The following is a 25,607-nucleotide window of genomic DNA, read 5'->3' as shown; positions in this document are numbered from 1 at the left end:
TTTATGCGCCGATGAACGCGCCGTTTCGCGCGACGACTCGCCCGTTCGACACGACGAGCTTGCGCACCGGCCGCGCGACGACCGCATGCGCGATCGACTCCGCATCGACGAGCACCAGATCCGCGCGCGCGCCGACGTGCATCCCGTAGTCCGCGAAGCCGCAGCCGCGCGCGCCCGCGTCGCTCACGCAATCGAACGCGATCGCGACCGCGTCGTCGCGGCGCAGATCGAAGCGCATCCCGATCAGCATCGCACGCTCGAGCATGTCGGGCACACCGTACGGCGCCCACGTGTCGCGAATCCCGTCGTTGCCGCCGAAGATCGTGATCCCCTTGTCGCGGCACACCGTCAGCGGCGGCACCGGGCGCGACGGCGGCGCCGACGTCAGCAAACGCACGTCGAGCCGCGCGATCCGGTCGAGCAGCGCGTCGCGCTCCCGCTCAGGCAGCGCGCCGAGACAGAACGCGTGGCTGACGACGACCTGCCCCTGCATCGACAGCGCCTCGACGCGATCGAGCAGCAGCCTGAACGTGAACGCGCCGACGTCGCCGGGTTCGTGCAGATGGATGTCGATCGGCTTGCGATGACGCTCGGCGAGTTCGAACGTCGCGTTCAGCGACGCGACCGGATCGCCGTCGATCAGTGCCGGATCGAGCGCGCCGAGCACGTCCGCGCCCGCATCGAGCGCGCGCGACAGCAGCTCGACCGTGCCCGGCCGGATCAGCATCCCCGACTGCGGGAACGCGACGATCTGCATGTCGAGCACGTCCGCAAGCGTGCGCCGCGTCGCGAGCACGCCGTCGAGATAGCGCAGCCCCGCATCGGTATCGACGTCGACGTGCGTGCGCATCCGCGTCGTGCCCGCCGCGATGAACGCGCGCGACACCGCGAGCGACTGCGCGCCGGCATCGTGGCCCGACGTCTTGCGCCATTCGCGCTCGTTGTTGATCCGATCAGTCAGCAGCGGCCCGACCTCGTTCCGATACCACGGCCGGCCCCAGTTGCTCTTGTCGATGTGCGTGTGCCCTTCGACGAAACCCGGCAGCAGCAGCGCGCCGCCGCCGTCCTCGACCGTCGCGCCGGCCGGCGCGGCAACGTCCGACCCGAGCGCCGCGATGCGGCCGTCGGCGATCGACACGGCGCTCGCGCGGCCGTCCGGCAGCCGCACGTTGGAAATCAGGAGAGGAGAGTGAGGAGCTGTCATACCGATCCGGCCGAAGTGGCGAAACGGGCCTGCAGCGCGCGCTGCGCACCGCTGATCGTGATGAAGACCAGCGCGTTCGCGATCAGCGCGACCAGGCCCGGGTTGATGGAAGTGATCGTGCTCGGCGCGCCGGGGAACACGGACGCGAGCGTGACGCCATACGAGCTCGAGAGCAGCAGCACGATACCACCGGCGACGATCCCCGCGAACCCGCCCTCGCGCGTGCCGAACGGCCGCGTGAGGAAGCTCGACGCGAGCATCGGCACGAGCTGCGTGAGCAGGCTCGACGAGAAGATCGCCAGCGTGACGAACGTCGCGCCGCCGCGCAGCACGAAGAACACGACGACGAGCGTGAAGATCGGCAGCGCGATCCGCGCGACGCGCGCGACCTGCTGCTCAGTCGCGTTCGGCGCGAAGCCTTCGCGGTAGATGTTGCGCGCGATCGTCGTCGACGCGTTCAGCATGATCAGCGAGCCCGGCACGAGCGCGGTCAGCAGGCCCGTGCCGCCGACGATGCCGACGAACCACGCGGGGAACGTCTGCTTCACGAGCCGCAGCAGCGCGAAATCGGACTGCGCGCCTTCGAGCCCGCGCACGGTCAGCACCGCCGCGAAACCGACGAGGAACATGAACGCGATCACCACCTGATACAGCGGCATCAGGATCACGTTGCGGCGCAGCGCCTTTTCGTCGCGCGCGACGTAGATCGCGGTGAAGCCGTGCGGATACAGGTAGTAGCCGAGCGACGTCAGCAGGATCGTCGAGTTGTACCAGCTCAGGTTGAAGCCGTGCTCGGGCAGACGCAACAGCTCCGGATGCACGGCGTTGATCTTCGCGAACATGTCGGTCAGGCCGCCGTAGTAATGGAACGGCAGATAGAGGCCGAGGAAGATCGCGATCCCGAGGATCAGCACGTCCTTGAAGATTGCGATGCTCGCCGAGCCGTGGATGCCGGACACGATCATGTACACCGCCATCAGCGTCGCGGCGATCCAGATCGCGGCCGACTGCGGGATCAGCCCGTACGACATCTCGGACACGATCACGCCGAGCCCGCGCAGCTGGATCATCAACAGCGACACCATCGCGAACACCGCGACGACCGACACGAGCACGCCGATCGCGCGGCTGTCGTACTTCGACGCGAAGTAGTCGGCGAACGACACGAGCCCGCGCTCCTTCGCGTAGCGCCAGATCGCGGGCAGCATCCAGTAGCCGATCACGAACGCGAGGCAGCCGTACGACAGGATGTAGAACGCGGGAATGCCCTTGCTGTAGCTCCAGCCGCTCGCGCCGAGGAACGTGAACGTCGAGAACGCTTCGCCCGCCATCAGCAGGAACGTGAGCAGCGAGCCGAAACCGCGCCCGCCGAGTGCCCACTGCTCGAGGCTCAGCTTCTTGCCGCGGCGCGCGAACAGCCCGATCCCGAGCGACGCCACCGCGAACGCGGCGATGATCACGAGTGCCGCGTTCATCGCGCACCTCCGTGGCGGCCGTTCGCGGACGCGTCGCGTTCGTCGAGGCGGAAGAGGATCGCCAGAATCGCGGCGGTCACGCCCATCAGCATCAGGTTCCACACGAGCAGGAACGGCAGCCCGAACAGCATGGGCTGATGCTCGGCGATCGCGCCGCCCGAATACATGCCGACGAACGGCAGCGCCGCCAGCAACAATCGAAGTTTCATTGGATCCTCCTCGAAGCCTTTTGAGCCTCTTTAAGCCCCTTTAAGCCTTACGCCGCGCTCAGAACTTCTGGCGGATGCCCGCGACGACCGCGACCTGCGACGTCGTCGACGACGGCCCGTTGAGCCCGTCGATGAACGCGCTGCCGATGCTCGACGACGCCTTCTGATAGAAGCCGTTCAGGTACACGTCGGTACGCTTGGACAGCAGATACTGCACGCCCGCCGACACCTGGTTATAGTGGCCGTCGTCGCTGCCCTGCGTCACCTGCGTATAGGTGTAGCCCGCCATCGCCATCAGCGCCGGCGTCACCATGTAGCGCAGGCTGCCTTCGTAGTTGTTGAAGCGCACCGCGCCGCCCGCGGCCATGTCGAAGCTCGTGCCGGTGTACAGCAGCGTGAGCGTCGCCGGCCCGTACGTGTACGCGCCGCCCGCGCCCCAGATCTGCTGGCGCGTCGCGTTCGCGAGGTTCGCGCCGAACACGGGGGACGACGAATAGTAGTTGTTGGACGCGACCGCGCCGTCCGAGCTCGATGCCGGGTGGTTCATCCGCGCGTACGCGGCGCCCGCGGCGATCGGCCCGTTCGCGTAGTTCAGGCCCACGCTCCAGGTGTTGTTGGTCGCGAAGTTCGTCGAGTTCGAGAAGCCGTATTCCGCCTCCGCCTGCAGCCCGCCGAACGTCGGCGACACGTACTTGACCGCGTTGTTCGTGCGGAACGTGTTGTCGATGTCGTCGTTGTCGAACGGATGAGTCGCATAGGACGCGAGGTAGCTGCTCATCTGCAGGTTGCCGAGGATGTCCTGCGTCGCGTTGTACTGGCGGCCGAGCGTCAGTGCGCCCCAGCTCTGACCGCTCAGGCCGACCCACGCCTGCCGGCCGAACATCCGGCCGCCCTGGCCGAGCGCGCCGGTCGCGACGTTGAAGCCGTTTTCCAGCCGGAAGTTCGCCTTCAGGCCGCCGCCGAGATCCTCGGAGCCGATCAGGCCGAAGCGCGGGCCCGACTCGTTGCCGCTCGTGAATTGCCAAGCCGCATGGCCCTGCTGATTGTTCGTGTAGGTCACGCCGGCATCGACGACGCCATACAGCGTGACGGTCGATTGTGCATGCGCCGCCTGCGCGAACGCGAAACCCATGCCGATGCCGGCCGCTACTGCAATCCGAAGCTTGTTGCTCACCTGTGTCTCCTCCGTTGAGAATGGATCGGGATCTCTCGTTATCGTTTTTGTGGTTATGGGGTGCGACGACGGTTCCGCTCGGCATCCGGTCGGGCCGTGTACGGTCGGGTCGTCAGCGGAGGTGATGGTAACGAAGCCGGTGCTCATTAAAAAATTAAATCTCCAACTAAGATCAAGTTGAAAATCGAATGATGCCGGCACGCGGTGGTCATTCCACGGCCGTACGGCGCGCGCTCGGAAGCGCAGAATAGACGGGCGTTTTCCCGCGATCCGGCAGGGGCCGGATCGCTCAACCTGGAAGAGGACCTGCGATGCTGAACTGGAACGAATACCGCAAGGAGCTGGCGACGCGCATCGGCGAGCTGGCCAAGCTGTCGCCCGGCACGTTGGAAGGTTACAAGGCGCTGTCGGCCGCCGGCGCGAAAACCGGCCATCTCGACGCGAAGACCCGCGAGCTGATCGCGCTCGCGGTCGCGGTCACGACGCGCTGCGACGGCTGCATCGCGGTGCACACGGCCGAGGCCGCGAAGCATGGCGCGACGAAGGAGGAAGTTGCCGAGGCGCTCGGCGTCGCGGTCGCGCTGAACGCGGGCGCGGCGCTCGTGTACTCGGCGCGCGTGATGGATGCGCTCGGCGACTGAACGTCAACCGGCTTTGCGCAACGCGCAGTGCACCACGCAGCCAGCCTTCCGGCGCGCCGGAACGCTGGCTGCGGCGATGCGCCGAATGCCGCCGGATGCCGCCGAATGCCGCCGAACTCGGCTACCATGCGCGGACGATCCCACGCAAAGGAACGTCCCATGTGCCGCTGGCTCGCCTATTCGGGCAATCCGATCCAACTCGAGACCGTGCTGTTCCGCGCGCAGCATTCGCTGATCGACCAGAGTCTGCATTCGCGCCTGGGCGCGACCACCACGAACGGCGACGGCTTCGGCATCGGCTGGTACGGGCACCACGACGAGACGCCGTTCCGCTATCGTTCCGTGCATCCGGCCTGGAACGACCGCAATCTGCGCGAGGCCGCGCGCGCGATCCATTCGTCGCATTTCCTCGCGCACATCCGCGCGGCGACCGACACGCCGGTGCAGGAGACGAACTGTCATCCGTTCCGCCACGGCCGGTGGCTGTTCGCGCACAACGGGCTGATCCGCGACTTTCACAAGCTGCGCCGCGACCTGACGATCGCGATCGATCCGGCCCTGTTCTCGACGCTCGAGGGCTCGACGGATTCTGAAGTGATGTTCCGCCTCGCGCTCACGTACGGCCTCGAGCAGCGGCCGCTCGCGGCGCTCGAGCGGATGGCGGGTGTCGTCGAGGAAGTCGCCGCGCGGCACCGCGTGCGCGCGCCGCTGAACATGACCGTCTGCGCGACCAACGGCGAGCAGATCGTCGCGGTGCGCTACGCGAGCGACGGCCAGTCTCGCACGCTGTTCCACAGCACGTCGTTCCGGCATCTGCACGAACTGTATCCACACAATCCGCGCATCGCGGCGGCTGGCGACGATGCGTTATTGATCGTCTCCGAGCCGCTCGTCGACCTGCCCGGCGCATGGGAATCGATTCCGGAAGCCACCGCGATCATCGCGCGCGCCGGCAAGGTCGAGCAGCATCCGTTCAAGCCGCAGTCGCACCGGTAGCGCACGGACGCACGGACAGTATCGCCCGCTAGTTGCCGACGAGCCCGTAGACGCCGAGCGCCAGATGGGAGGACAGCGCATCCGCGTCGTCGGCGTTCGCGCGAGGCGGGCCGCCGGCGTCCGGGCCCGGGTTCAGGTGATTCGCGGCCGACACGAACGCATCGCCGAGCGACATCGCGCCCCGCTCATCGGCGATCTTCACGAGCTCGTGGCCGAGCGCCGCGAGATGCTCGAGCCGGAGCACGTACGAGCGCGTCGTCACCGACGCGGGCAGATCGTCCGCGTTGCACGCGAGCGCCAGCGACAGGCGGAATTGCTTCGGCGTGTCGGTTTCCTCGAGCGTCCAGCCCACGATCGTGCGCCGGGTCCGGTACGTCTTGCGCGCTGGCGGCTTCTTGTCGTCGCTTCGAGGTGTCATAGTCCGCTTTGATGAAGGGCGCGGCGACGAACGGGGCAACCCGTCACGTCCGCGCCAATGTCCCTGTCGCCGCTACTATAGGGACAATCTTCAGCGGAAGTTGTGCTGCAAAGCACAGATTGGTGCAAAACTTGCCGGCCGCCGTCCGGGAAATCCCGGTCAGTGATACCGGCCCCGCATCCGCAGCCACGGCGACTCGATCGTCTCGTATGACACCCGCGCGACCAGCATGCCGAGCGGCAGCGCGGCCAGCGTCGCGACCGCCATCGCGGCGGCCGTGCCGAGCCGGTCGAGGAATGGCAGGCCGAATTGCGCGACGAGCGAAATCACCATCCCGTGCAGCAGGTACAGCGAATAGCTGGTCTCGCCGACTTCGCCGAGAAAGCGGTCCGCGACGCGCGGCAGCGCGCCCCGCCAGCACGCGTACGCGAGCACGACCGCCCCCCACATCCACGCTTCGACCAGGCCCCATACCACCCACACCGGTTGCTTCGGCTGCGGCAACTGGTAGCTGGCCCAGGTCGCGAGCGCGCCGAGCAGCAGCACCGCGAGCGCCACCGCGCCGACGAGCCACAGGCCGGAGAGCCGCCGCTCGCGCAACGGCGCCGCGCGCTGCACGATCAGCGCGCAGGCCATCCCGACCAGAAACTGGTCGAAGCGGCCGAGCAGCGTCGAGAAGTACATGTGCGTCGCGTTCGGCGCGACCGCGTACGCCGCGCAGCGAAACAGCAGCCACAGCGCGATCAGCCGCAGCAACCAGCCGATCCCGTTGCGGATCGCGAAGCGTCCGAGAAACGGAAACACCAGATAGAACGAGAACTCGATCGAAATCGTCCATGCCGCGCCGGTGATGAACGAGTTCGACGTCGGCGCGACGCCGAGATTCGAGAACAGCAGGTAGAGCACGTCCGCCGGACGAAACGCGTCGCGCCCGATCGAGATCGCGACGATGAAGACCACGACGAACAGCGGATAGATCCGCAGCACGCGGTTGCGCATGAACGCGCGCCATTCGATGTCCGGCGCGTCGAGCGCGATCCGCATGAACAGATACCCGGACAGCACGAAAAACAGCGCGACACCGGTATGGCCCTCGACCAGCCAGCCGAACAGGAACGCGTGCGGATACGCATGCCAGTGGCCGCGCACGATGTGGAACAGATGGTAGAAGAACACGAGCAGCGCGGCCCCGCCGCGCAGATGATCGAGCTTCGGGTCGTACTTGATATTGACTGAGCGCATCCGTCAGCCGGCATCCGCGGATGCCGGCCCCGTCATTTCGATACGAGCGTCGCGCCGGCCGCGGGCGCGGCCGCCGTTTTGCCGGACGCGGGCACGAACCACTGCGCGATCTCGACCAGGTCCTGCTCGGTCAGCGTGCCGGCCACGTACTTCAGCTGCAGGCTCGCGAACAGGTACTGATAGCGCGCGCGCGACAGGTCGCGCCTCGCCTGGTAGAGCTGCTCCTCGGCGCCGAGCAGATCGACGTTGGTGCGTTCGCCGGCCTGGATCCCCTTGCGGGTCGCGGTGATCAGCAGGTTCGCGGAGTCCACCGCCTTCGCGAGCGCGTCGATCCGCGTCGCGCTGCTGACGCAGATGTTGTACTGCTTGCGCAGCTCGAGCAGCACCTTGTTCGTCTTGTCCTGCAGCTCGAACTGCATCCGCTCGTAGTTCGCGCGCGACTGCGCGGTCGACGCCTGCACCATGCCGCCGGAATACAGCGGAATCGTCAGCTCGACGCCGATCGATTTCGTCAGATAGCGGTTGCCGATCGCGTCCACCGTGTTCGACTGGTTCTGCGACAACCCGGCGACGAGGTCGACGCGCGGCAGATAGCCGGCCCGCGAAATGTTCATCTGCTGGCGCGCGGCCTCGACCGCGTGCCGCTCCGCGATCAGCGACGCGTTGCTGTCGAGCGCGATGTCGCGCCACGCGTCGAACGTCATCGGCGCCGGCATCGCGGGCCTGAAGCCGTCCTTGAGCCGGTCGAGCGACGCGACGTCCAGCGACGCCGACAGCCCGGTCAGCGCCTCGAGCGCATGCGAGAAATTGTCGACGCTGTCGCGCGCATCGGAGACGTCCGCCTGCGCGAGATCCGCCTTCGCGGTCGTCTCGAGCACTTCGGTCCGTGTGCCGGTGCCGAGCCGCAGGCTCGTCTCGTTTCCGGCGAGCTGCGCGTCGAGCGTGCGCTTGTGCGCGTCGGCCAGATTCAACTGCTCCTGCGCGAACGCCGTGTCCGTATACGCGGACAGCACGCGCAGCAGCAGATCCTCGCGATGATCCTCATAGGTCGCGTCGCCGGCGAGCGCCATCGCGTTGCCGTAGCGGTAGCGCGCGATCCCCTCGAAGTTGATCAGCGGCTGGCGCAGCGAAATGCCGCGCGCATACGCGTGGTAGATCGACGACGAGGTGAGATCCCCGCCGCCCTGCGCCTGACCGAGACCGGTGGTCTCGGTCTTCTCGCGGTATTCGCCGTAGTTCGCGGACAGATTCGGCAACAGATACGAGCGCCCGATCGCACGGTTCGCGTCGTCGGCCTCCTTCTGCTTCTGCGCCTGCGCGAGCACCGGATCGTGGGTGAGCGCCGCCTCGTACACGTCGACGAGCCCAAGCGCGCTCGCGTGGCGCGGCTGCGCGAACGCGGCGGCGATCGCGAGCAGCACGGCGACGATGCGCGCGACGCGCGGCGAACCCGTCCGGGTTCGGGCCCGGGCGCGCGCGGCCCTGCCGCGACGGCATTCGGAATGGACCATGCTCATTCAGTCCTCCGTCATTGCCGTGTTCGCGCGGTCGACGATCGGCTTCATCAGATAGCTCATCATCGAACGCTGGCCCGCATTCACGAACAGCTCGACCGGCATCCCGGCACGGATGTCGAGCTTGCCGAGCATCGCCATTCCGTGCGGCGTGACCTTCGCGCGCACGCGGTAGTACGGCGCGCCGGTTCGCTCGTTGACGAGCCGATCGGCCGACACCAGCGTCAGCACGCCGGGCACGCGCGGCGTCGTATTCGAGTTGAACGCGGTAAACATCATCTCGACGCGCATCCCGTCCTTCACCTTGTCGACGAGGTTGACCGGCAGCTCGCCCTCGACCTCGAGCGGCTCGCCGGTCGGCACCACGTCCATCAGCTTCGCGCCCGCGCCAACGACGCCGCCGTCGGTGAACACGTTGACGCCGACGACGGTGCCGTCGACCGGCGAGCGCACGTCGCTGTTCGCGAGCTGGAACTCGCTCGCCTGCAGCCGGCTCCTCAGGTCTTCGGCATCGCGCTGCACTTCGGTCAGCTGCGTGCGGACGTCCTTCAGGTAATCGTCCTTCAGTTGCGCGGCATGCATCCGCGCCTCGGCGATCTGGCTCGACAGCTGGCCGATCGTGCCGCTGCCGCGCAGGATCTCGCCGTTCAGCGACGCGCTCTGCCGTTCGAGCTCCTGCACCTTCACGCGCGGCGCATAGCCTTCGTTCGCGAGCTCGCGCATGCTGCCGAGCTGATCGTCGAGCGTCTGGCGCTCGAGCGTGAGCTGCGCGGCCGAGCCCTTGCTGCCGGCGAGCTGCGCGCCGTAGCCGGCGATCTGCTCGTTCAGCGCGCCGAGCGCCGCCTGCAGCCCGAGCCGGCGCGAGATCAGCAACTGCTTCTGCAACGCGACGTCGTCCTCGACCTGCCGGTCGTGCGCGGCGATCCGGTCGGTCAGCTCGGACGGCAGCGTGATCTGGTCGGCGTTCGACGCCTCCGCGAGCAGGCGCGACTTCACCGCGAGATCGGACAGATAGCGCGCGCGGATCGACGACACGTCCGCCTTCGCCTGCACGTCGTTCATCCTCACGAGCACCTGGCCGGCCTTCACGGTATCGCCCTCGTGCACGAGGATGTCCTGCACGATGCCCCCCGTCGGATGCTGGATCGTCTTGCGATTGCCGGTCACGACGACCGTGCCCTGCACGGTCACGCCCTTGCTGAGCGGCGCGAACGTCGCCCACAGCAGAAAGCCGACGACGCCGACCAGCACGACGATCCAGCCGATCCGGACATAGCGCGTCTCGTCGACGTCGATCGTGATCGGCACGCCGCTGCCGACGATTTCCAGCGCGGGCGTGCCCATTTTCTTGTTGGTGGATTTAGACATAGCGAAGGTGCCGGTTACGCGGCCGCATGCGCGGACGAAGAGGCGAAATCTGACGCGGACGCCGCGTCCGGCGCGCTGGCGCCGTCGGCCGCCGCCGGCTTCGGCACAGCGCCCGGATGCGCGGCCGCCGGATGTGGCTGCTGCGGGTGTGCCTGCGGCGGGTGCGCCTGCTGCGGGTGTGCCTGCGGCGCCTGCTGCTGCGCGGGTGCGCGCTGCAGCGCGGCCATCACGTGCGGCGTCGGGCCGAACAGCTTCACCTGCCCTTCGACGAGCAGCAGCAGCTTCGTCGTCGCGGCGAGGATGCTCGTGCGGTGCGTGATCAGCACGACGGTCTTGCCGGCTTCGTGCAGCCGGTCGATCGCGAGCTTCAGCGCGGCCTCGCCGGCGTCGTCGAGGTTCGAGTTCGGTTCGTCGAGCACGATGAGCGTCGGGTCGCCATACAGCGCGCGCGCCAGGCCGATCCGCTGCTTCTGCCCGCCGGACAGCCCGGTGCCGTTGTCGCCGACGAGCGTGTCATAGCCGTTCGGCAGCCGCAGGATCATGTCGTGCACGCCAGCGAGCTGCGCGGCCGTGACGACCTTCGCCGAATCGATCTGCCCGAAGCGCGCGATGTTCTCGGCGATCGAGCCGCCGAACAGCTCGATGTCCTGCGGCAGATAGCCGACGTGCTCGCCGAGCTGCTCCTTGTTCCACTGATAGACGTCGGCGCCGTCGAGGCGAACGCTGCCGATGGCCGCCGGCCACACGCCGACCATCAGCCGCGCGAGCGTCGACTTGCCCGACGCGCTCGGCCCGATCACGCCGACGATGTCGCCGGTGTCGATCCGGAACGACACGCCTTGCAGCACCGGGGTGCGCGAGCTCGGCGGCGCCGCGCTGACGCCTTCGAGCGCGACCTCGCCCCGCGGCGGCGGCAGGCTCATCCCGATGCGCCGCGCCGGATTGCCTTCGAGCAGATCGACGAGCCGGCCGTAGGCGTTTTTCGCGGATTCCCACTGCCGCCACACGGAGATCAGCATTTCGAGCGGACTCAGCGTGCGCCCCATCAGGATCGAGCCGGCGACCATCATCCCGGGCGACACCTTGCCGTCGATCGCGAGCAGCGCGCCGACGCCGAGCACGAGCGACTGCAGCGACAGCCGCACGAACTTCGTCACGTTGCTGACGAGCGCGGCCTTCTCGCTCGCCTCGGCCTGCCGCGCGAGGAAGCCGGCCTGCAGGATCGACCAGCGCGACATCAGGTTCGGCAGCATGCCCATCGCCTCGATCACCTCCGCGTTGCGCAGGTTCGAGCCGGCGAGCGTCGACGCGCGGATCGACAGCGTCGACGCCTCGGCGAGCGGACGTTTCGACACGCGCTCGTTCAGGATCGCGAGCCCGATCAGCACCACCGAGCCGAGCAGCGCGAACGCGCCGAGCCATACGTTGAACACGAAGATCACGATCAGGTAGATCGGGAACCACGGCGCGTCGCAGAACGCGAACACCGCATTGCCGGTCACGAACTGACGGATCGCGGTCAGGTCGTTCAGCGCCTGGCCCGCGTTGACTCCCTTCTGCTTCAGGTTCGTCTCGAACGCGGCCGTATAGACGCGCTCGTTGAGCTGCATGTCGAGCTTGCCGCCGAGCCGGATCAGGATGAAGCTGCGCACGTACTCGAGCCCGGACGACAGCCCGTACATCAGCAGCATGATCAGCGTCAGCATCCCGAGCGTCGCGCCGTTGCGCGACGGCAGCACGCGGTCGTATACCTGCAGCATGTAGATGGACGGCACGAGCATCAGCACGTTGATCAACATGCTGAAGATGCCGACCGTGCGGAACAGGCGCCGGTACCCCAGCAGCGCCTGAATGATTTCGTTCGACGGTAGTCTGGCTTTCGGTGTCATTTTTTACGTTCGGCCATCGCCGCCGCGTTTTCAGTGCGGCGCCGCGCCTGGTCTCTCGTCTGTCTTGTGGATGCGCGGCCGGGCCGTGGCCCGCCGCCCTTAGCGACGGCGCAATTCTGCTCGAATTGCCCCCCGCCAAATGTGACGGTCGTCACATTCATTCCGTTAAAAACGCCAGATACTTGCGCCACTAAAAAACCGATTACCACCCGCCGCGCAGGTAAATGATCGCCAAACCTCCAGCCGAAACGCCGATCGACGTCGCGATGGGCGGCCGCGCACTGCTCACGCCGCTGACGGGCATCGGACAATACGCGGCCCACCTCGCGCGCGAGCTGATCGCGCGCGGCCACGGCGTGCGCTTCTTCTACGGCACGCACTGGTCGTCGACGCTGAGCGGACACGACGCGCTGCGCGCGGACGGGATGCCGGCGCGCCAGTCGCCGCGCACCGCCGCGGCTGCCGCCGCCAAGCGCTTCGCGCGCAAGTACCTGCCCGGCGCGTACCGCTTCATGCCGTACGTCGAGCAGCACCGCTTCAGCGCGGGTCTGCGCGGGCGCGCCGCGCCGCAGGTCTATCACGAGCCGAACTTCATTCCGTTCCGCTTTCGCGGGCCGACCGTGATCACCGTGCACGACGTGTCGTGGGTCCATCATCCGGAATACCATCCGGCCGCGCGCCTCGCGCTGCTGCGCGCGAACTTCCCGGACGCGGTCCGGCGCGCGGACCGGATCGTCGTCGTGTCCGACTTCGTGCGCAGCGAGCTCGAAGCGTGCATGCCGGACGCGGCGCCGAAAATCCGCGTCGTCCACAACGGCGTGTCGCCCGTGTTCGCACCGCGCCTGCCCGCCGACACGAACCGCGTGCTCGCGCGCTACGACCTCACGCACGGCAACTATTTCGCGGCGATCGGCACGCTCGAGCCGCGCAAGAATCTGCTGACCGCGCTCGCCGCGCATGCGCTGCTGCCGAAGCCGATGCGCATGCGCGTACCGCTCGTGCTGGTCGGCGTCGAAGGCTGGCTGACCGACGCGCTGCACGCGGCGCTCGAACCGTCGCTGCGCGACGGCACGGTGCGCAAGCTCGGCTACGTGCCGGACCGCGACATGCCGCTCGTGACCGCCGGCGCGCTCGCGATCGTCTATCCGTCGATCTACGAAGGATTCGGACTGCCGCTGATCGAAGGGATGGCCGCCGGCGTGCCGGTGCTGTGCTCGAGCGCGGCCGCGCTGCGCGAGGTGGCCGGCGACGCGGCGCTCGTGCGCGACCCGGCCGACGTCGACGGCTTCGCGGACGCGATGCGCGCGCTGATCGACGACGACGCGCTGCGCGCGCGCCTGATCGCCGCCGGCACCGCGCGTGCGCGCCGCTTCGGCTGGAGCCGCACCGCCGACGAGACGCTCGCCGTGTACCGCGAAATCCTGACCTGAGCCGCGACGCCCTACTCTCCATGACTCCACTCAAAACCAGTCTCAGGCACGTGCTGCTGCTCTCCCGCATGGAGCTCATCGACCGCCATCGCGAAAACGCGCTCGGCGCCGCGTGGCTGCTGATCCAGCCGGTGTCGTTCATCGTGCTGTTCGTCACCGTGTTCTCGCGCTTCATGCGCACGCGGCTCGGCACCGACGCGGACCCGCATCTGTATACGGTCTATCTGATCGGCGGTGTGCTGACGTGGAACCTGTTCGCGAACCTGCTGTCCCGGATCACGCCGGTCTACAGCGCGAAGGCGCACCTGATCCGCAAGATCAACGTCGATCTGTGGCTGATGCCGCTGCACATCGTCATCGCGGAATGGGTCGTCTACTGCATCACGATGGCGTTCTTCGCGCTGTTCCTGCTGCTGATCGGCTTTCCGATCGGCGCGCAGTGGCTGCTACTGCCCGTCGTCACGCTGCTGCTGAGCGCGATGGCGTACGGGATCGGGATCGTCCTCGGCACGCTCGACCTGTTCATCCCCGACGTGAAGAACGTGCTGAACATCCTGCTGCAGTTCGCGTTCTGGCTGACGCCCGTCGTCTATCTCGCGTCGATCCTGCCGCCGTGGGCCGCGAAGGGAATGCACTTCAGCCCGGTGTTCTGGGCGATCGACTCGGTGCACGAGATCGTCGTCTGGCATCGCGCGCCGCCGCCGAAGGAACTCGTCGCGCTTGTCGGCGCCGCTGGCGCGAGCCTCGCCGCGAGCCGCTGGCTGCTCGGCCGCCTGCAGTCGGAACTGAGGGACATGCTGTGAAACCGATGCCTCACGACGCGCAGCCGGTGCTCGAAGTCGAGCGTCTGTCGAAGCGCTTCAAGATCTACAACACCAGCAAGGACCGCCTCGTCGAAGGGCTGCTCAAGCGCCCACGGCATCGCGTGCACACCGCGCTCGACGACATCTCGTTCCGGCTCGGCCGCGGCGAGGCGATCGGCGTGCTCGGCCAGAACGGCGCGGGCAAGTCGACGCTGCTGAAGCTCGTGAGCGGCGTGCTGCTGCCCGACCGTGGCACGATCGCGCGGCGCGGCCGGATCACCGCGCTACTCGAGCTCGGCACCGGCTTCGATGGTCGCCTGTCCGGTCGCGAGAACGTCGCGATCAACGCGCGGATGATCGGCATGACCAACGCCGAGATTCGCGAGCGCTTCGACGCGATCGTCGAGTTCTCCGAGCTCGCCGAGTTCATCGACGCGCCACTGCGCACGTATTCGTCCGGGATGGTGATGCGACTCGGTTTCGCCGTCGCGATCCACGCTGACCCGGTCTGCTTCATCGTCGACGAGGCGCTGTCGGTTGGCGACGCGCGCTTTCAGCAGAAGTGCCTGAAGCGGATTCGCGAGTTCCGCGACGGCGGCGGCTCGATCCTGTACGTGTCGCACGACATCAACTCGGTGAAGCTGCTGTGCGACCGCGCGATCGTGCTCGCGCACGGCAAGGTCGCGTACGACGGCGCGCCCGACGAGGCCGCGCAGGTCTACTACCGGTTGATCGCGGGCGTCGACCGCGATCAGCCGTCCGGCAGCGAGTCCGATAACGGCTCGTACGGCACGCAGCTTACGCGGATCGCGGGCGTCACGCTGTCGAACCGCTTCGGCCCGGCCACACGGTTCGCGTCCGGCGACGAGATCGCAATCGAGATCGATTGCGAATCGGAGCGGGACGTGGACTTGTCGGTCGGCATCCTGATCCGCGACCGCTTCGGCCAGGACGTGTTCGGCACGAACACAGCGCTGCTCGACGAGACGGCGCGCTTCGAGTCGGGGCGCACGACGCGCTGCCGCTTCACGCTGCCGCTCAATTTCGCGCCGGGCAAATATACGCTGACCGTCGCGCTGCACAGCGACGACACGCACGTGCACGACTGCCAGCACTGGTGGGACGCAGCCGCGAGCTTCGAGATCGCCGGCTTCGGCATCGAGCCGTTCAGCGGCCTGTGCTACGTGCCGGTCGCATTCGAGCAAAGGACGAACGAATCTTTCGAATCCACACAGGAGCACCATGTCAAAACCGGTACTTGAAGACCTGATCGCGCGTGTGAAGGCGGAGGCCGCCGCGTACGGCGATCCGCTCGACGCGCCGGCCGCGGCCACCCCGTCGTCTGACGAGCGCCGTGCCGCATTACGCCCGATCGCGCGTGACGCAGACAAGCTGGTGGACGACGTGGGCAAGCTCGCGAACGATCGCGGCATCGAATACCCGTTCCTGCTACGCGACGACGCATTCGTCGACGGCGCGTACCGGCTGCTGCTCGGCCGCGTGCCCGACGATAGCGGCCGCGAGCACTACGAGCAGCAGCTCGCGCAAGGGCTCACGCGCCTAGAGCTCGCGACGGCGTTGCGCTATTCCGACGAAGGCCGGCGCACAGCCGCACCGCTGCTTGGCATGCGCTCCGGCCGGCTGCGGTCGCTCGCGCTGCACCTGATGCGCCGGGTCGGGCTCGGCAGCATCGGCGAACGCGCGATGCATCGCGCAAACGAACGGTTTGTGCGACGCCTCATTGCGCATTCGGCGGCCGCATGGCGCGAGCGCTTCGAACGCACCCTCGATGCCGTGCAACGCACCGTCAACGTCGCTCAGCGCACCGTCGACGCCCTGCATCGCCACGAGCAGCTCATCAGCGAGCTGCATCACGCGCTGCTGACGGGCCGGCACACGCAAACGGCGAAGCTCGCTGTGCCGCAGGACGCGCTCGACGCGTACTACCTCGCGTTCGAGGACGCGAACCGCGGCACGCGCGAGGAGATCTCCGCGAAGCTCGGCATCTACGACGGCTGGCTCGCCGCGCTCGCCGGCAACGACGCGACCCGCGCGCTTCCCGTCGTCGACATCGGCTGCGGCCGCGGCGAATGGCTCGCGCACGTGAAAGCGGCCGGCCTGCGGGCGGTCGGTATCGACGTGAACCGGCCGATGGTCGACACGTGCCTCGCGCAAGGGTTCGACGCGCGCTGCACCGACGCGCTCACGTATCTGCGCAGCCTGCCGACCGGCTCGGTCGCGGCGGTCACCGGCTTTCACATCGTCGAGCATTTGCCGTTCGACTATCTGTTCGCGCTCGTGCAGGAAAGCTTTCGCGTCGTCGCCATTGGCGGCGCGGTGCTGTTCGAGACGCCGAACCCGGAGAACGTGCTCGTCGGCAGCCACACGTTCTATCACGACTTCACGCACCGCAACCCGGTCACGCCGACCGCGCTGTCGTTCCTGCTGCGCTATCACGGCTTCGACGCGATCGACATCGTGCGCAGCAGCCCGTATCCGGAAGACGCGAAGGTGCCCGGCGACGATCCGCTGACCGCGCGCGTGAACGGGCATCTGTGCGGCCCGCAGGATTTCGCGGCGATCGCGCGCAAGCCGGCGGACATGAAGAACGCGGAGAACGCAGCATGAGGATCGTCGTCACCGCGAACCTCGTCCCGTTCATCCACGGCGGCGCGACACATCACGTCGCGGGCGTCGTCCGCGCGCTCGAGCAGGCCGGGCACGAGGTCGAGCTGCTGCGTCTGCCGTTCCGCTTCTCGCCGGAGAAGGACATCGTGCGTGCGATGGAGCACGCGACGTCGCTCGACCTGACGCGGCCGAACGGCATCGCCGTCGATCGCGTGATCAGCCTGCAGTTTCCCGGCTACGGGATCGTGCATCCGCAGCACGTCGTGTGGGTGATGCACCAGCATCGCGCGGTGTACGAGCTGTACGACGAACGCAGCGCGACGCCCGCACTGAAGGAACTCCGCGAGCGTGTGATCGCGTTCGACAACGACACGCTCGGCCGCGCGAATCGCGTGTTCGCGAACTCGCGGCGCGTCGCCGAACGGCTGCAGCAGTTCAACGGAATCGACGCGGCGCCGCTCTATCACCCGCCCGCGCAAGCGGACGCGTTCCGCTGCGAGGACGCGCTGCCGTACGTGTTCTTCCCGAGCCGGCTCGAATCGCTGAAGCGCCAGTCACTGCTGATCGATGCCGCGCGCCTGATGCGCTCGCCGCTGAAGATCGTGCTCGCCGGCGACGGCGGGCAGCGCGACGCGCTCGCCGCGCAGATCCGCCGCAACGGCGTCGACGATCGCGTCGCGCTGCTCGGCCACATCACCGAAGCGGAAAAGCGCGCGTTCTATGCGCGCGCGACGGCCGTCGCGTTCCCCGCGTTCGACGAAGACTACGGCTACATCACGCTCGAGGCGATGCTCTCCGCGAAGCCGGTCGTCACCTGCACGGACTCCGGCGGCCCGCTCGAATTCGTCCGCCACGACGAGACCGGCTGGATCGAGGAACCGGACGCCGAAGCGCTGGCCGCCCGCCTCGACTGGCTCGCCGAACATCCGCGCGAAGCGGCCGAGGCCGGCCGGCGCGCGCGGCACGCGTATCGCGCCGCGAACGTGTCATGGCGCGACGTCGTCGACGCGCTCACTCAACCCGTCTGAACGTTTTCACATGAGAATTGCCATCGTTGCGCCCAGCCCCGTGCCGTTCATCATCGGCGGCGCGGAAAACCTGTGGCTGGGCCTGCTCGACGCGCTGAACAATCGGCCCGGCGTGCTGGCCGACCTGATCAAGCTGCCGAGCCCCGAGCGGAACATGGGCGAGCTGCTCGCGAGCTATCGCCGCTTCTCCGAGCTCGACCTCGACCACTTCGATCTCGTGATCAGCACGAAGTATCCGGCGTGGGCGATCCGCCACCGCAATCACGTCGTCTATCTGCAGCACACGCTGCGCGGCCTGTACGACTGCTACCCGGCCGACCTGCCGGCCGACGCCGATCCGGGCATGCTGAGCGCGCTCGGCCTTCCCCCGAGGATCGTCGACGCGCTCGTCGGCTACCGCGCGGCGGACGTCGAGTTCGACGAAGTGCTCGATGCGCTCGACGCCGCGTATCGCCGCGCGCCCGCGTCGCGCTGCTGGGCGTTTCCGGGGCCGGTCACGCGCGCGGCGATTCGGCTGCTCGACGCGATCGCGATGCGGCCCGACAAGATCGTCCGGCACGCGGGGATCTCGCGCGTCGTCGCACGGCGCGACGGGTACTTTCCGCGCGGCATCGACGTCGCCGTGCATCATCATCCGACGGGGCTCAAGGGGCTCGCGGCCGGCCCGCAGCGGACGGTGTTCAGCGCGAGCCGGCTCGATCCGGCCAAGCGCATCGATCTGATCATCGACGCGTACAAGGCGAGCGGCATCGGCGTGCCGCTGCACATCGCCGGCAGCGGCCCCGACGAAGCGCGGCTGCGCACGGCCGCGGCGGGCCATCCGGGCATCCGCTTTCTCGGCCGCCTGCCGGAAGCCGAGCTCGCGCGCGAGTACGCGAACGCGATCTGCGTGCCGTTCGTGCCGCGCGACGAGGACTACGGGCTGATCACGCTCGAGGCGATGCTCGCCGCGAAGCCGGTGCTGACGACGACCGATTCGGGCGGCCCGCTCGAACTGATCGAGGACGGCCGCACCGGCGTCGTCGTGCCGCCGGAGCCGGCCGCGATCGCGAAGGCGATGCGCGGCCTCTGCGAAAACCTGTCGCGCGCGCGCGAGATGGGCATCGCCGCGCAGGCGGATGCGAACCGGTTGAACTGGAACACGCTCTGCGACGCGCTGCTCGACGGGCTGTCGCCGAGGCCGGTCACCAGCGCAGCCGGCAGAGCGGCAAACGGCGCGACTACCGGTGCAACAATCGCCGGCGCGCCCGCGATCGTGACGGGCCGCGCGAAGCCGCTGCTCGGCGTGCTGAACACGTATCCGATCGCGCCCGTCATCAGCGGCGGCAAGCTGCGGCTGCACGCGCTGTACTCGCGTCTCGCGGACCGCTTTCACGTGCGCTTCGTGAATCTCGCGCCGGCCCGCTTCGATCGCCAGGTGCGCGCGCTCGGCGCCGATTTCGACGAGGAGCTGGTGCCGAAGACGCTGCTGTTCACTGAAACCGAGGCGCGCCTTGAAGAAGCGGTCGACGCGTCGGTCGAGGACCTGACCGCCGCGATGCACCCGGAAACCGCGCCCGAGTGGCTCGACGCGATCGACGCGCTCGCGCGGCGCGCGGACCTGATGGTGTGCTCGCATCCGTACACGATGCCCGCGTTGCGCGCGGTGTCCGACGTGCCGTTCGTCTACGAGGCGCACAACGTCGAGGCCGACGTGAAGCAGGCGATCTACGGCCCGCATCGCTGGGCGCTCGACCAGATCACGTCGCTCGAACGGCGCGCGGTGCTCGACGCGGCGCTCGTGACGACCTGCTCGAACGAGGACCGCGAGCGGATGCGCACGCTGTACGGCAGCGCGGCCGACGCCGCGAAGCTGATCGTCGTGCCGAACGGCGCGGACACGTCGGCGGCGCCGATCCGCGACGCGTCGCGCATGCATCGCGCGCGCGCGGCGCTCGGGATCGACGGGCCGATCGCGATTTTCGTCGGCAGCGCGCACGGGCCGAACGTCGATGCGGCGCGCGTCGTGTTCGACGCGGCCACGCGCCTGCCGGACGTGCGCTTCGTGCTGCTGGGCTCGGTGTGCGATGCGGTGGGAACGTGGGCGCGGCCGGCGAACGTCGGGCTCGCGGGCGTCGTGACCGACGCGGAGAAGGCGCGCTGGCTCGACGTCTGCGACATCGGCCTGAACCCGATGGTGTCCGGGTCCGGCACGAACCTGAAGCTGCTCGAATACGCGGCGACCGGCGTGCCGTTCGTCAGCACCGCGTTCGGTGCGCGCGGCCTCGGCTTCGATGCGGGCCGGGACTACGCCGACGCGGACGCGGCAACGTTTGCTGAAGGGATTCGGTCGATGCTGGAACGCGGGCAGGATGCGCGCGAGGCGATGGCGCTCAATGCGCGGCGACGGGTCGAAGCGGCGTTCGACTGGACGTCGATTGCGCGTGCTTACGGCGACGCGCTCACCGATGTGCTCGCGTGATGCGATGCGCCGGCGCGGCCGGCGCGCATCATCGCGCAATCACAGAACGTAGTGGCTGATCGGCAGCACGCCGTCGAACTGGCCGATGATCGTCGGCGGCGTCGGCGTATAGGTGTCGGCCGGCTGCCCGTGAGCGGCGAACTGATGCACGAGCACGTCGAGCGCATCGTACGAGTGATCGAGCACGCCCTGCCATTCGAGCGAAACGGATACGTCCTGATTCGGCGCGGCGGGCGACTGATGAGACTTCGAGGAGTTGTCCATCGTACCTTTCCTGCAAAAGCTGCATGTTAACACGGGATACAGCGCGGTTTTTTGGTTAGTGTTTCAAATCATGTCAGATCCCGCCGGGCCGCCCCAAGGGATCTGACCGCCCCCTCCGGGGGGCAGCGAACGAAGTGAGCGTGGGGGTCGTTTCATTACAGATCAGTACTTCCAAACGAGCCCCGTCGACGCCTCCCGCTGCGTATAAGAAAACAGCGAGATCGAATCGGCGACGCGCTGCAACGATAACTGCGCATACAGCGACCACCGATGCTGCAACGGCACCGTATACCGCAGCGACGCGCTGCGCACCGTCTGGTGCTGGGTCACGCCGCCGAAGAACACCGGATCGTAGACGCCGGCGTCGTTCAGCTCACGCTGCTGCAACACCGCTTCGAGCTGCCCCTTCGGCAGCTCGTAGCCGAGGCCGAGCCACGCGGAATAGCCGCGCCGCGTGCCGCCGGGTCGATCGCGATGCGGAATGTCCCACGCGGGGCCGACGAACAGCAGCATCGACGCGCGATCGCCGAGATGCGCCTGGAACGCCGCGCGCAACTCGACGCGCGTCGCGTTGTACAGCTCGTTGCCCGGATACTGGAACGTCGTCGCGCTCGCGTCGAGCCCGGCGCGCGCGACGAGCGAGCGCAGCGCGAACGGCGCGAGCCAGTAGGTCGTTTCCCAGCGCGCGTCGCGCTGATAATCACGCTGCCCGAGCCATAGCACGTCCGCGATGAGCTGGTTGTCGAGCTCGCCGCCGGCGAGCGCCTTCTGGTCCACCGCGCCGAGCGTCAGCACATGCTGGTCGAACGCGTGGACGCTGCGGTACTGGCGCTGCGCGAGCCGCGCATCGAGCTCGAAGCCCGGCAGCGCGGCGATCGGCAGCGCGCCCTGCAGCGACGCGTCGACGTACTGGTCGCTGCGCTGGACGTACTCCGGCAACAGGGGCAGCGAGCTGACCGGCGCGCCCGGCGCGAACGTGACGATCGAATTCGACGGCCCGAAGTTCGCATTCGACGTCGCGCCAAGGCCGACGCTCGCGACGAGCGATGGCCGCGACGCGTCCGCGACGCACGCATTCGCCTTGTACGCGACGATCAGCTTCTCGATCGCGGGCGGCACGCTGTAGTCGTGCTCGATTTGCGACAGCGTGTCGAGCGACAGCTCGCGCTCGCCGAGCTCGCAATACAGGATCGCGATGTCGAGCCGTGCGCCGGCCTGATGTGGATCGCGCCGCACGACCTCGCGCAGCAGCGCGAGCGCGCGCTGCCGGTGCCCGGCGTTCATCTCGAGCGTCGCCTGCGCCTGCAGGTCGTCGTCGATGATCTGCGCGAAACCGGGGTCGATCGGCTGCGCCTGCGCCGACGCTTGCGCCGGTGCCTGCGCCCGCGCAACATTCGACGCGAGCGACGCAACACCAAGCGCAATCGCGAGCACGCCCCCGCCGGCGCGCCGCAGCATCGCCGCGACGCGCGACGCCGGCTCGCGCCGCCCCATCGCGGCCCGCGCAGCCCACCGCCTACGCGAGCGCACCCGAACCGCCCTCATCCAGCACGTAGAGAAATTCCGCCGCGTCGCGCCCGCGCATCGCCGCGTGCGCGCATTCGCGCAGCCGGTGACGCATCGCGGAGCGCGCGGTCTCCTCCCCGATCAGCAGATCCGTCTGCACGACCTTCGCGTATTCCTGCAGACGCGCGGCGACGTTCACCACGTCGCCGATCGCCGTATACGACTTGCGCATCGTCGAGCCGATCTCGCCGACGAGCGCCATTCCGCTGTTCACGCCGATGCGCACGCGCACCGGCTCGCCGCCCGGCGTCAGCACGTGGCTGCGGTTCAGCGCGTCGAGCTCGCGCAGCATCACGCGTGCGCAGTCGAGCGCGCGATCCGCGTGATCGGGCTGCGCGAGCGGCGCGCCCCAGAACGCCATCAGCGCATCGCCCATGTACTTGTCGAGCGTGCCTTCGGTGTCGTGCACGCAGCCGGTCAGGCGCGTAAGCACGATCTCGGTCATCGTGACGAGCGCTTCGGGCGGCATCTGCTCCGCGAGCCGCGTGTAGCCCTCGATGTCGACGAACAGCACCGAGATCTGCCGGCGCTCCGGCGCGAGCAGCGTGAACCGCCGGCTGCGCGCGATCTCCTTCAGCACGACCGGCGGCAGGTAGCGGGAAAAACGCAGCTCGAACGAGCGGATCGCCGCCTGCGAGCTGATCCATTCGATCGGCGCCTGCGCAAGCAGAAAGATCACCGACGGCACGAGCGGCAGCGCGGCGAGATCGGCCGGAATCGCGCGCATCGTCGCGACGAGCGCGAGCCACACGGCCGTCGCCGCGATCACGATCAGCAGCGCGGCGGCCGCGCGCCGCACCATGAACAGCCACGCGAAGCCGACGATCGAGCCGACGGCCCACACGAGCGGCAACCAGCGCGCGTCCGGCGCACGCGCGTGGCCGGCCTCGAGATCGAGCAGGTTCGACAGCAGCTCCGCGTGCACGATCACCGCCGGCAGCCATGGGTCGATCGGCGATGCCACGTGATCGGTCAGGCCGAGCGCCGACGAGCCGATCAGCACGTAGCGGTGCGCGAGCAGATCGGCCGACGCGCGGCCGGTCAGCACATCGAGCGCCGGGATCACGTCGAATGCGGAGAGCGCGCGATCGAACGGAATATGCATCAGCCCGTTCGTGTCGATCGGCAGCGCGCTCGCCGGCGACGCCGGCGCGCGCCGCTGCGCGCAATGCAGCAGTTGCCACGTCAGCATCGGATACGCGACGCCCGCGTAGCGGATCATCGGCGCGATCGAGCGGACGACGCCGTCGAGGCTCGTCTGCGGCGTCACGTGGCCCGCGCACACCGACGGATCGTTGAAGAAATTGCCGATGAAGCCGGTGGCGGCCGGCATAGACGCGGCCGGCATGGATGCGTGTTGCACAGGCGCGTCGCCCACCGGCGCGTCGCCGTCCGTGCCCGGCAACGCACCGTCGAGATGCCCGACGTGCGGCGCGTCCTTCGCGGACGTGAACGAAAACGCCTGCGCGAACACGAGCGGATAGCGATGCGCGACGGCCAGCAGCGCGCGGTCGCCGTCGGTCGCGCCCTGCTCGGGGAAGATCACGTCGAGCGCGACCGCCTTCGCGCCGTATTGCACGAACAGCGTCTGCGCGAGCCGCGCGATCACCGCGCGCGGCCACGGCCACGGCCCGACCATGTCGAGCGAGCGCTCGTCGATGTCGACGACCGCGATCCGCGTCTCGGGCTTCGCGCTCAGCATGCGCGTCTGCCGCCAGTCGTCGAGCGCGTAGCCGATCCAGCGATACGGCGCGGGATGCCAAGCGCGCGTGGCCAGCAGCCAGGTGAGGATGAAGCAGAGGACGACGATGACAACGCGAACGGCATCGAGCTTCGTGACCCGACCTATCTGGACCACTGAGTCGCCCCGTTCGCGCTCTTGCCACCGGCCAGGCCCAGCTCCTGAAACACGTAGCCGGCCTGCGTCGCGTTCTTGCCGGCCAGCCCGCCACGCACGGCCGCCAACGAATCGAGGTCGCTGTAGAACTGGCCGTCGCTCGACACGCCGCCGTGCCCGGCGATCGCATAGGTCGAGCCATTCGCGGTGGTCAGATTGAACGAGGTCTTGAACGCATTCGCACCGAAATCGATCGACAGCTGCGCGTTGGAGAACTGGGCGGGATCGACCGCGTGCGTGACCGGATCGGATATATACGCTTCGGACATCGCCGGTTGCAGCGCGAACGTGAAGTTGCCGAACGTCGGCATCGTCATGTCGGACTGCGGGGTACGGACCATCGCGTACGGCCCGATAATACCGATCTGCTGCCCGCCGTTCTGCGTCAGCGACGATATCGACGCATTGGCCGGCAGCGATGCGAGCGGCGCATACCGCCCCCAGAAGATCTGCTGCGCTTCGGGCTGCTGCGTCGCCGGCGCGGCCGGCGCCGGCGCGGTCGGCTGCTGCGTCGTCGCCGGCGCCTGCAGCTGAAACGCGAGCTGATCCGGTGTGACCGGGGGATTCATCGACGACTGCATCGCCGCGGCATGCGCCGCGTTGTCCTCGTTCTTCAGGGCCGGCACGACCTGATCGGGCATCAGTTGCGGCTGCGGCGTCTGGATCACGTCCGGGCGCACGCTTCCGCGATACAGCTGCAGCAGCGCACCAGACTGCCGCGCCGCGTAGAGCTCGGTCGACGCAGGCCCTTCGCACGGACCGACGGCGGCCGCCGTGCAGCCCGCGCCGAGCGGCGTCATCACGATGCCGCCGCTACGCACCTCGGCGCGCGTCACGTTCGTATCGGTAAACACGGAGAAATCGGTGCCGCGAATGCCGAGCGCGGCGACCGGCGTATTCATCCGGTACTTGTCGCGCGCCGCGCGCGCGCCTTCGCCGGAGATTTCCCGGACGACGCCCTTGCGAAGTGAAAGATTGATAACTGTGTCGTGCGGATGCGCGGGATCGTATTCGTAGCGATCGACCGACAGCTCGGAGTCGGGGCGCACGCTGATGAAGCCTTTGTCGACGGTCGTCACGTACACATAGCCGTCCGCGCCCGTCTCGATCGTGTCGCCCTGCGCGATCGCCGCGCCCTGCTTCAGCGGCACGCATTCGCGCACGTCGGCCGCACCGGCAGTGCCGGCCTTCACGCACGCGCGCCCGACGACGACAATCGCGTGCCCGATCGCCGTCTCGGCGGCATGCGCGACGTCATGCGCGGGCAATGCGGCCAGCACGGCGCATGTCCCGACCCATAGCCCCCATTTCCGACTGCTACGTCTTCTCATCTTCGCCGTTCCCCCGAGCGCCCAACTCTACGGCTGTGCGATGTTTAATCATCGTTAAAAAATGCCGCC

Annotated in this window: 21 protein-coding genes; 8 read left to right on the top strand and 13 right to left on the bottom strand. The window is 68.3% G+C overall.

All coding sequences use genetic code 11. The annotated features are described in order from the left end of the window. Window position 1 precedes the first annotated feature (1 nt). The 4 genes from HZI36_RS07240 to HZI36_RS07225 are packed head-to-tail and all read right to left on the bottom strand — an operon-like array spanning window position 2 to window position 4,020. The gene (locus HZI36_RS07240) at window positions 2-1,204 is read right to left on the bottom strand and encodes an amidohydrolase family protein (RefSeq protein ID WP_179401948.1); all 1,203 of its coding nucleotides are present in this window, start codon (window positions 1,202-1,204) and stop codon (window positions 2-4) included. Further along, window positions 1,201-2,679 carry a sodium:solute symporter family protein gene (locus HZI36_RS07235; protein ID WP_179401947.1) on the bottom strand — a complete coding sequence of 493 codons (1,479 nt, stop codon included), beginning with the start codon at window positions 2,677-2,679 and terminating at the stop codon, window positions 1,201-1,203. The genes HZI36_RS07240 and HZI36_RS07235 overlap by 4 nt, the downstream gene beginning before the upstream one ends. After that, window positions 2,676-2,888 carry a DUF3311 domain-containing protein gene (locus HZI36_RS07230; protein WP_179401946.1) on the bottom strand — a complete coding sequence of 71 codons (213 nt, stop codon included), beginning with the start codon at window positions 2,886-2,888 and terminating at the stop codon, window positions 2,676-2,678. The genes HZI36_RS07235 and HZI36_RS07230 overlap by 4 nt, the downstream gene beginning before the upstream one ends. Window positions 2,889-2,946: 58 nt before the next feature. Beyond that, on the bottom strand, window positions 2,947-4,020 hold the full coding sequence (locus HZI36_RS07225) for a porin (RefSeq protein ID WP_179402011.1): 1,074 nt from the start codon (window positions 4,018-4,020) through the stop codon (window positions 2,947-2,949). Window positions 4,021-4,373: 353 nt separating this feature from the next. On the opposite strand from HZI36_RS07225, the gene HZI36_RS07220 reads away from it, so the two are divergent. Continuing rightward, on the top strand, window positions 4,374-4,703 hold the full coding sequence (locus HZI36_RS07220; RefSeq protein WP_179401945.1) for a carboxymuconolactone decarboxylase family protein: 330 nt from the start codon (window positions 4,374-4,376) through the stop codon (window positions 4,701-4,703). 159 nt (window positions 4,704-4,862) lie between these two features. Beyond that, on the top strand, window positions 4,863-5,699 hold the full coding sequence (locus HZI36_RS07215; protein WP_179401944.1) for a class II glutamine amidotransferase: 837 nt from the start codon (window positions 4,863-4,865) through the stop codon (window positions 5,697-5,699). A 28-nt stretch (window positions 5,700-5,727) separates the two neighbouring features. On the opposite strand, the gene HZI36_RS07210 is transcribed toward HZI36_RS07215, so the two are convergent. The 5 genes from HZI36_RS07210 to HZI36_RS07190 form a co-directional block, all read right to left on the bottom strand. Continuing rightward, the gene (locus tag HZI36_RS07210; protein ID WP_179401943.1) at window positions 5,728-6,117 is read right to left on the bottom strand and encodes a hypothetical protein; all 390 of its coding nucleotides are present in this window, start codon (window positions 6,115-6,117) and stop codon (window positions 5,728-5,730) included. Between the two features lie 159 nt (window positions 6,118-6,276). Continuing rightward, window positions 6,277-7,359, bottom strand: coding sequence for an acyltransferase family protein (locus tag HZI36_RS07205; RefSeq protein ID WP_179401942.1), 1,083 nt, complete (start codon window positions 7,357-7,359; stop codon window positions 6,277-6,279). A gap of 32 nt (window positions 7,360-7,391) precedes the next feature. Beyond that, window positions 7,392-8,876 carry a TolC family outer membrane protein gene (locus tag HZI36_RS07200; RefSeq protein WP_246326991.1) on the bottom strand — a complete coding sequence of 495 codons (1,485 nt, stop codon included), beginning with the start codon at window positions 8,874-8,876 and terminating at the stop codon, window positions 7,392-7,394. Continuing rightward, window positions 8,877-10,241 carry an HlyD family type I secretion periplasmic adaptor subunit gene (locus HZI36_RS07195; protein ID WP_179401941.1) on the bottom strand — a complete coding sequence of 455 codons (1,365 nt, stop codon included), beginning with the start codon at window positions 10,239-10,241 and terminating at the stop codon, window positions 8,877-8,879. Between the two features lie 14 nt (window positions 10,242-10,255). Beyond that, a complete protein-coding gene (locus HZI36_RS07190; protein ID WP_179401940.1) occupies window positions 10,256-12,130 on the bottom strand; it encodes a type I secretion system permease/ATPase in 1,875 nt (624 codons plus the stop codon). 224 nt (window positions 12,131-12,354) lie between these two features. On the opposite strand from HZI36_RS07190, the gene HZI36_RS07185 reads away from it, so the two are divergent. The 6 genes from HZI36_RS07185 to HZI36_RS07160 are packed head-to-tail and all read left to right on the top strand — an operon-like array spanning window position 12,355 to window position 20,480. Continuing rightward, window positions 12,355-13,560, top strand: coding sequence for a glycosyltransferase family 4 protein (locus tag HZI36_RS07185; RefSeq protein ID WP_179401939.1), 1,206 nt, complete (start codon window positions 12,355-12,357; stop codon window positions 13,558-13,560). 20 nt (window positions 13,561-13,580) lie between these two features. Beyond that, window positions 13,581-14,363 carry an ABC transporter permease gene (locus HZI36_RS07180; RefSeq protein WP_179401938.1) on the top strand — a complete coding sequence of 261 codons (783 nt, stop codon included), beginning with the start codon at window positions 13,581-13,583 and terminating at the stop codon, window positions 14,361-14,363. Window positions 14,364-14,368: 5 nt separating this feature from the next. Then, the gene (locus tag HZI36_RS07175) at window positions 14,369-15,625 is read left to right on the top strand and encodes an ABC transporter ATP-binding protein (protein WP_179402009.1); all 1,257 of its coding nucleotides are present in this window, start codon (window positions 14,369-14,371) and stop codon (window positions 15,623-15,625) included. Continuing rightward, the gene (locus HZI36_RS07170) at window positions 15,606-16,991 is read left to right on the top strand and encodes a methyltransferase domain-containing protein (protein ID WP_179401937.1); all 1,386 of its coding nucleotides are present in this window, start codon (window positions 15,606-15,608) and stop codon (window positions 16,989-16,991) included. The genes HZI36_RS07175 and HZI36_RS07170 overlap by 20 nt, the downstream gene beginning before the upstream one ends. After that, entirely contained in the window at window positions 16,988-18,019 is a 1,032-nt protein-coding gene (locus HZI36_RS07165) for a glycosyltransferase family 4 protein (protein WP_179401936.1), read from the top strand. The genes HZI36_RS07170 and HZI36_RS07165 overlap by 4 nt, the downstream gene beginning before the upstream one ends. Window positions 18,020-18,029: 10 nt before the next feature. Continuing rightward, window positions 18,030-20,480, top strand: coding sequence for a glycosyltransferase family 4 protein (locus HZI36_RS07160; protein ID WP_179401935.1), 2,451 nt, complete (start codon window positions 18,030-18,032; stop codon window positions 20,478-20,480). A gap of 39 nt (window positions 20,481-20,519) precedes the next feature. On the opposite strand, the gene HZI36_RS07155 is transcribed toward HZI36_RS07160, so the two are convergent. From HZI36_RS07155 to HZI36_RS07140, 4 genes are all read right to left on the bottom strand, one after another. Beyond that, window positions 20,520-20,744: a hypothetical protein gene (locus tag HZI36_RS07155; protein ID WP_179401934.1), complete on the bottom strand. Its 225-nt coding sequence runs from the start codon at window positions 20,742-20,744 to the stop codon at window positions 20,520-20,522. 162 nt (window positions 20,745-20,906) lie between these two features. Then, window positions 20,907-22,238, bottom strand: coding sequence for a tetratricopeptide repeat protein (locus HZI36_RS07150; protein WP_246326990.1), 1,332 nt, complete (start codon window positions 22,236-22,238; stop codon window positions 20,907-20,909). 22 nt (window positions 22,239-22,260) lie between these two features. Beyond that, a complete protein-coding gene (locus tag HZI36_RS07145; protein ID WP_179401933.1) occupies window positions 22,261-24,168 on the bottom strand; it encodes a CHASE2 domain-containing protein in 1,908 nt (635 codons plus the stop codon). Further along, on the bottom strand, window positions 24,156-25,487 hold the full coding sequence (locus HZI36_RS07140) for a FecR family protein (RefSeq protein ID WP_343050027.1): 1,332 nt from the start codon (window positions 25,485-25,487) through the stop codon (window positions 24,156-24,158). The genes HZI36_RS07145 and HZI36_RS07140 overlap by 13 nt, the downstream gene beginning before the upstream one ends. Window positions 25,488-25,607: the final 120 nt, after the last annotated feature.

This window comes from Burkholderia guangdongensis, assembly GCF_013403875.1.
GTDB classification, from domain to species: domain Bacteria; phylum Pseudomonadota; class Gammaproteobacteria; order Burkholderiales; family Burkholderiaceae; genus Burkholderia; species Burkholderia guangdongensis.
This window is presented reverse-complemented; position numbering and strand designations above follow the sequence as displayed.

What these genes read in the sequence shown, in the direction of transcription:
- HZI36_RS07175 (WP_179402009.1), top strand. Translation starts at nt 14,369, where the DNA reads ATGCCTCACGACGCGCAGCCGGTGCTCGAAGTCGAGCGTCTGTCGAAG.
- HZI36_RS07215 (WP_179401944.1), top strand. Translation starts at nt 4,863, where the DNA reads ATGTGCCGCTGGCTCGCCTATTCGGGCAATCCGATCCAACTCGAGACC.
- HZI36_RS07225 (WP_179402011.1), bottom strand. Translation starts at nt 4,020, where the DNA reads ATGGGTTTCGCGTTCGCGCAGGCGGCGCATGCACAATCGACCGTCACG.
- HZI36_RS07170 (WP_179401937.1), top strand. Translation starts at nt 15,606, where the DNA reads ATGTCAAAACCGGTACTTGAAGACCTGATCGCGCGTGTGAAGGCGGAG.
- HZI36_RS07200 (WP_246326991.1), bottom strand. Translation starts at nt 8,876, where the DNA reads ATGAGCATGGTCCATTCCGAATGCCGTCGCGGCAGGGCCGCGCGCGCC.
- HZI36_RS07210 (WP_179401943.1), bottom strand. Translation starts at nt 6,117, where the DNA reads ATGACACCTCGAAGCGACGACAAGAAGCCGCCAGCGCGCAAGACGTAC.
- HZI36_RS07190 (WP_179401940.1), bottom strand. Translation starts at nt 12,130, where the DNA reads ATGACACCGAAAGCCAGACTACCGTCGAACGAAATCATTCAGGCGCTG.
- HZI36_RS07230 (WP_179401946.1), bottom strand. Translation starts at nt 2,888, where the DNA reads ATGAAACTTCGATTGTTGCTGGCGGCGCTGCCGTTCGTCGGCATGTAT.
- HZI36_RS07240 (WP_179401948.1), bottom strand. Translation starts at nt 1,204, where the DNA reads ATGACAGCTCCTCACTCTCCTCTCCTGATTTCCAACGTGCGGCTGCCG.
- HZI36_RS07205 (WP_179401942.1), bottom strand. Translation starts at nt 7,359, where the DNA reads ATGCGCTCAGTCAATATCAAGTACGACCCGAAGCTCGATCATCTGCGC.
- HZI36_RS07180 (WP_179401938.1), top strand. Translation starts at nt 13,581, where the DNA reads ATGACTCCACTCAAAACCAGTCTCAGGCACGTGCTGCTGCTCTCCCGC.
- HZI36_RS07185 (WP_179401939.1), top strand. Translation starts at nt 12,355, where the DNA reads ATGATCGCCAAACCTCCAGCCGAAACGCCGATCGACGTCGCGATGGGC.
- HZI36_RS07155 (WP_179401934.1), bottom strand. Translation starts at nt 20,744, where the DNA reads ATGGACAACTCCTCGAAGTCTCATCAGTCGCCCGCCGCGCCGAATCAG.
- HZI36_RS07160 (WP_179401935.1), top strand. Translation starts at nt 18,030, where the DNA reads ATGAGAATTGCCATCGTTGCGCCCAGCCCCGTGCCGTTCATCATCGGC.
- HZI36_RS07220 (WP_179401945.1), top strand. Translation starts at nt 4,374, where the DNA reads ATGCTGAACTGGAACGAATACCGCAAGGAGCTGGCGACGCGCATCGGC.
- HZI36_RS07150 (WP_246326990.1), bottom strand. Translation starts at nt 22,238, where the DNA reads ATGGGGCGGCGCGAGCCGGCGTCGCGCGTCGCGGCGATGCTGCGGCGC.
- HZI36_RS07195 (WP_179401941.1), bottom strand. Translation starts at nt 10,241, where the DNA reads ATGTCTAAATCCACCAACAAGAAAATGGGCACGCCCGCGCTGGAAATC.
- HZI36_RS07165 (WP_179401936.1), top strand. Translation starts at nt 16,988, where the DNA reads ATGAGGATCGTCGTCACCGCGAACCTCGTCCCGTTCATCCACGGCGGC.
- HZI36_RS07235 (WP_179401947.1), bottom strand. Translation starts at nt 2,679, where the DNA reads ATGAACGCGGCACTCGTGATCATCGCCGCGTTCGCGGTGGCGTCGCTC.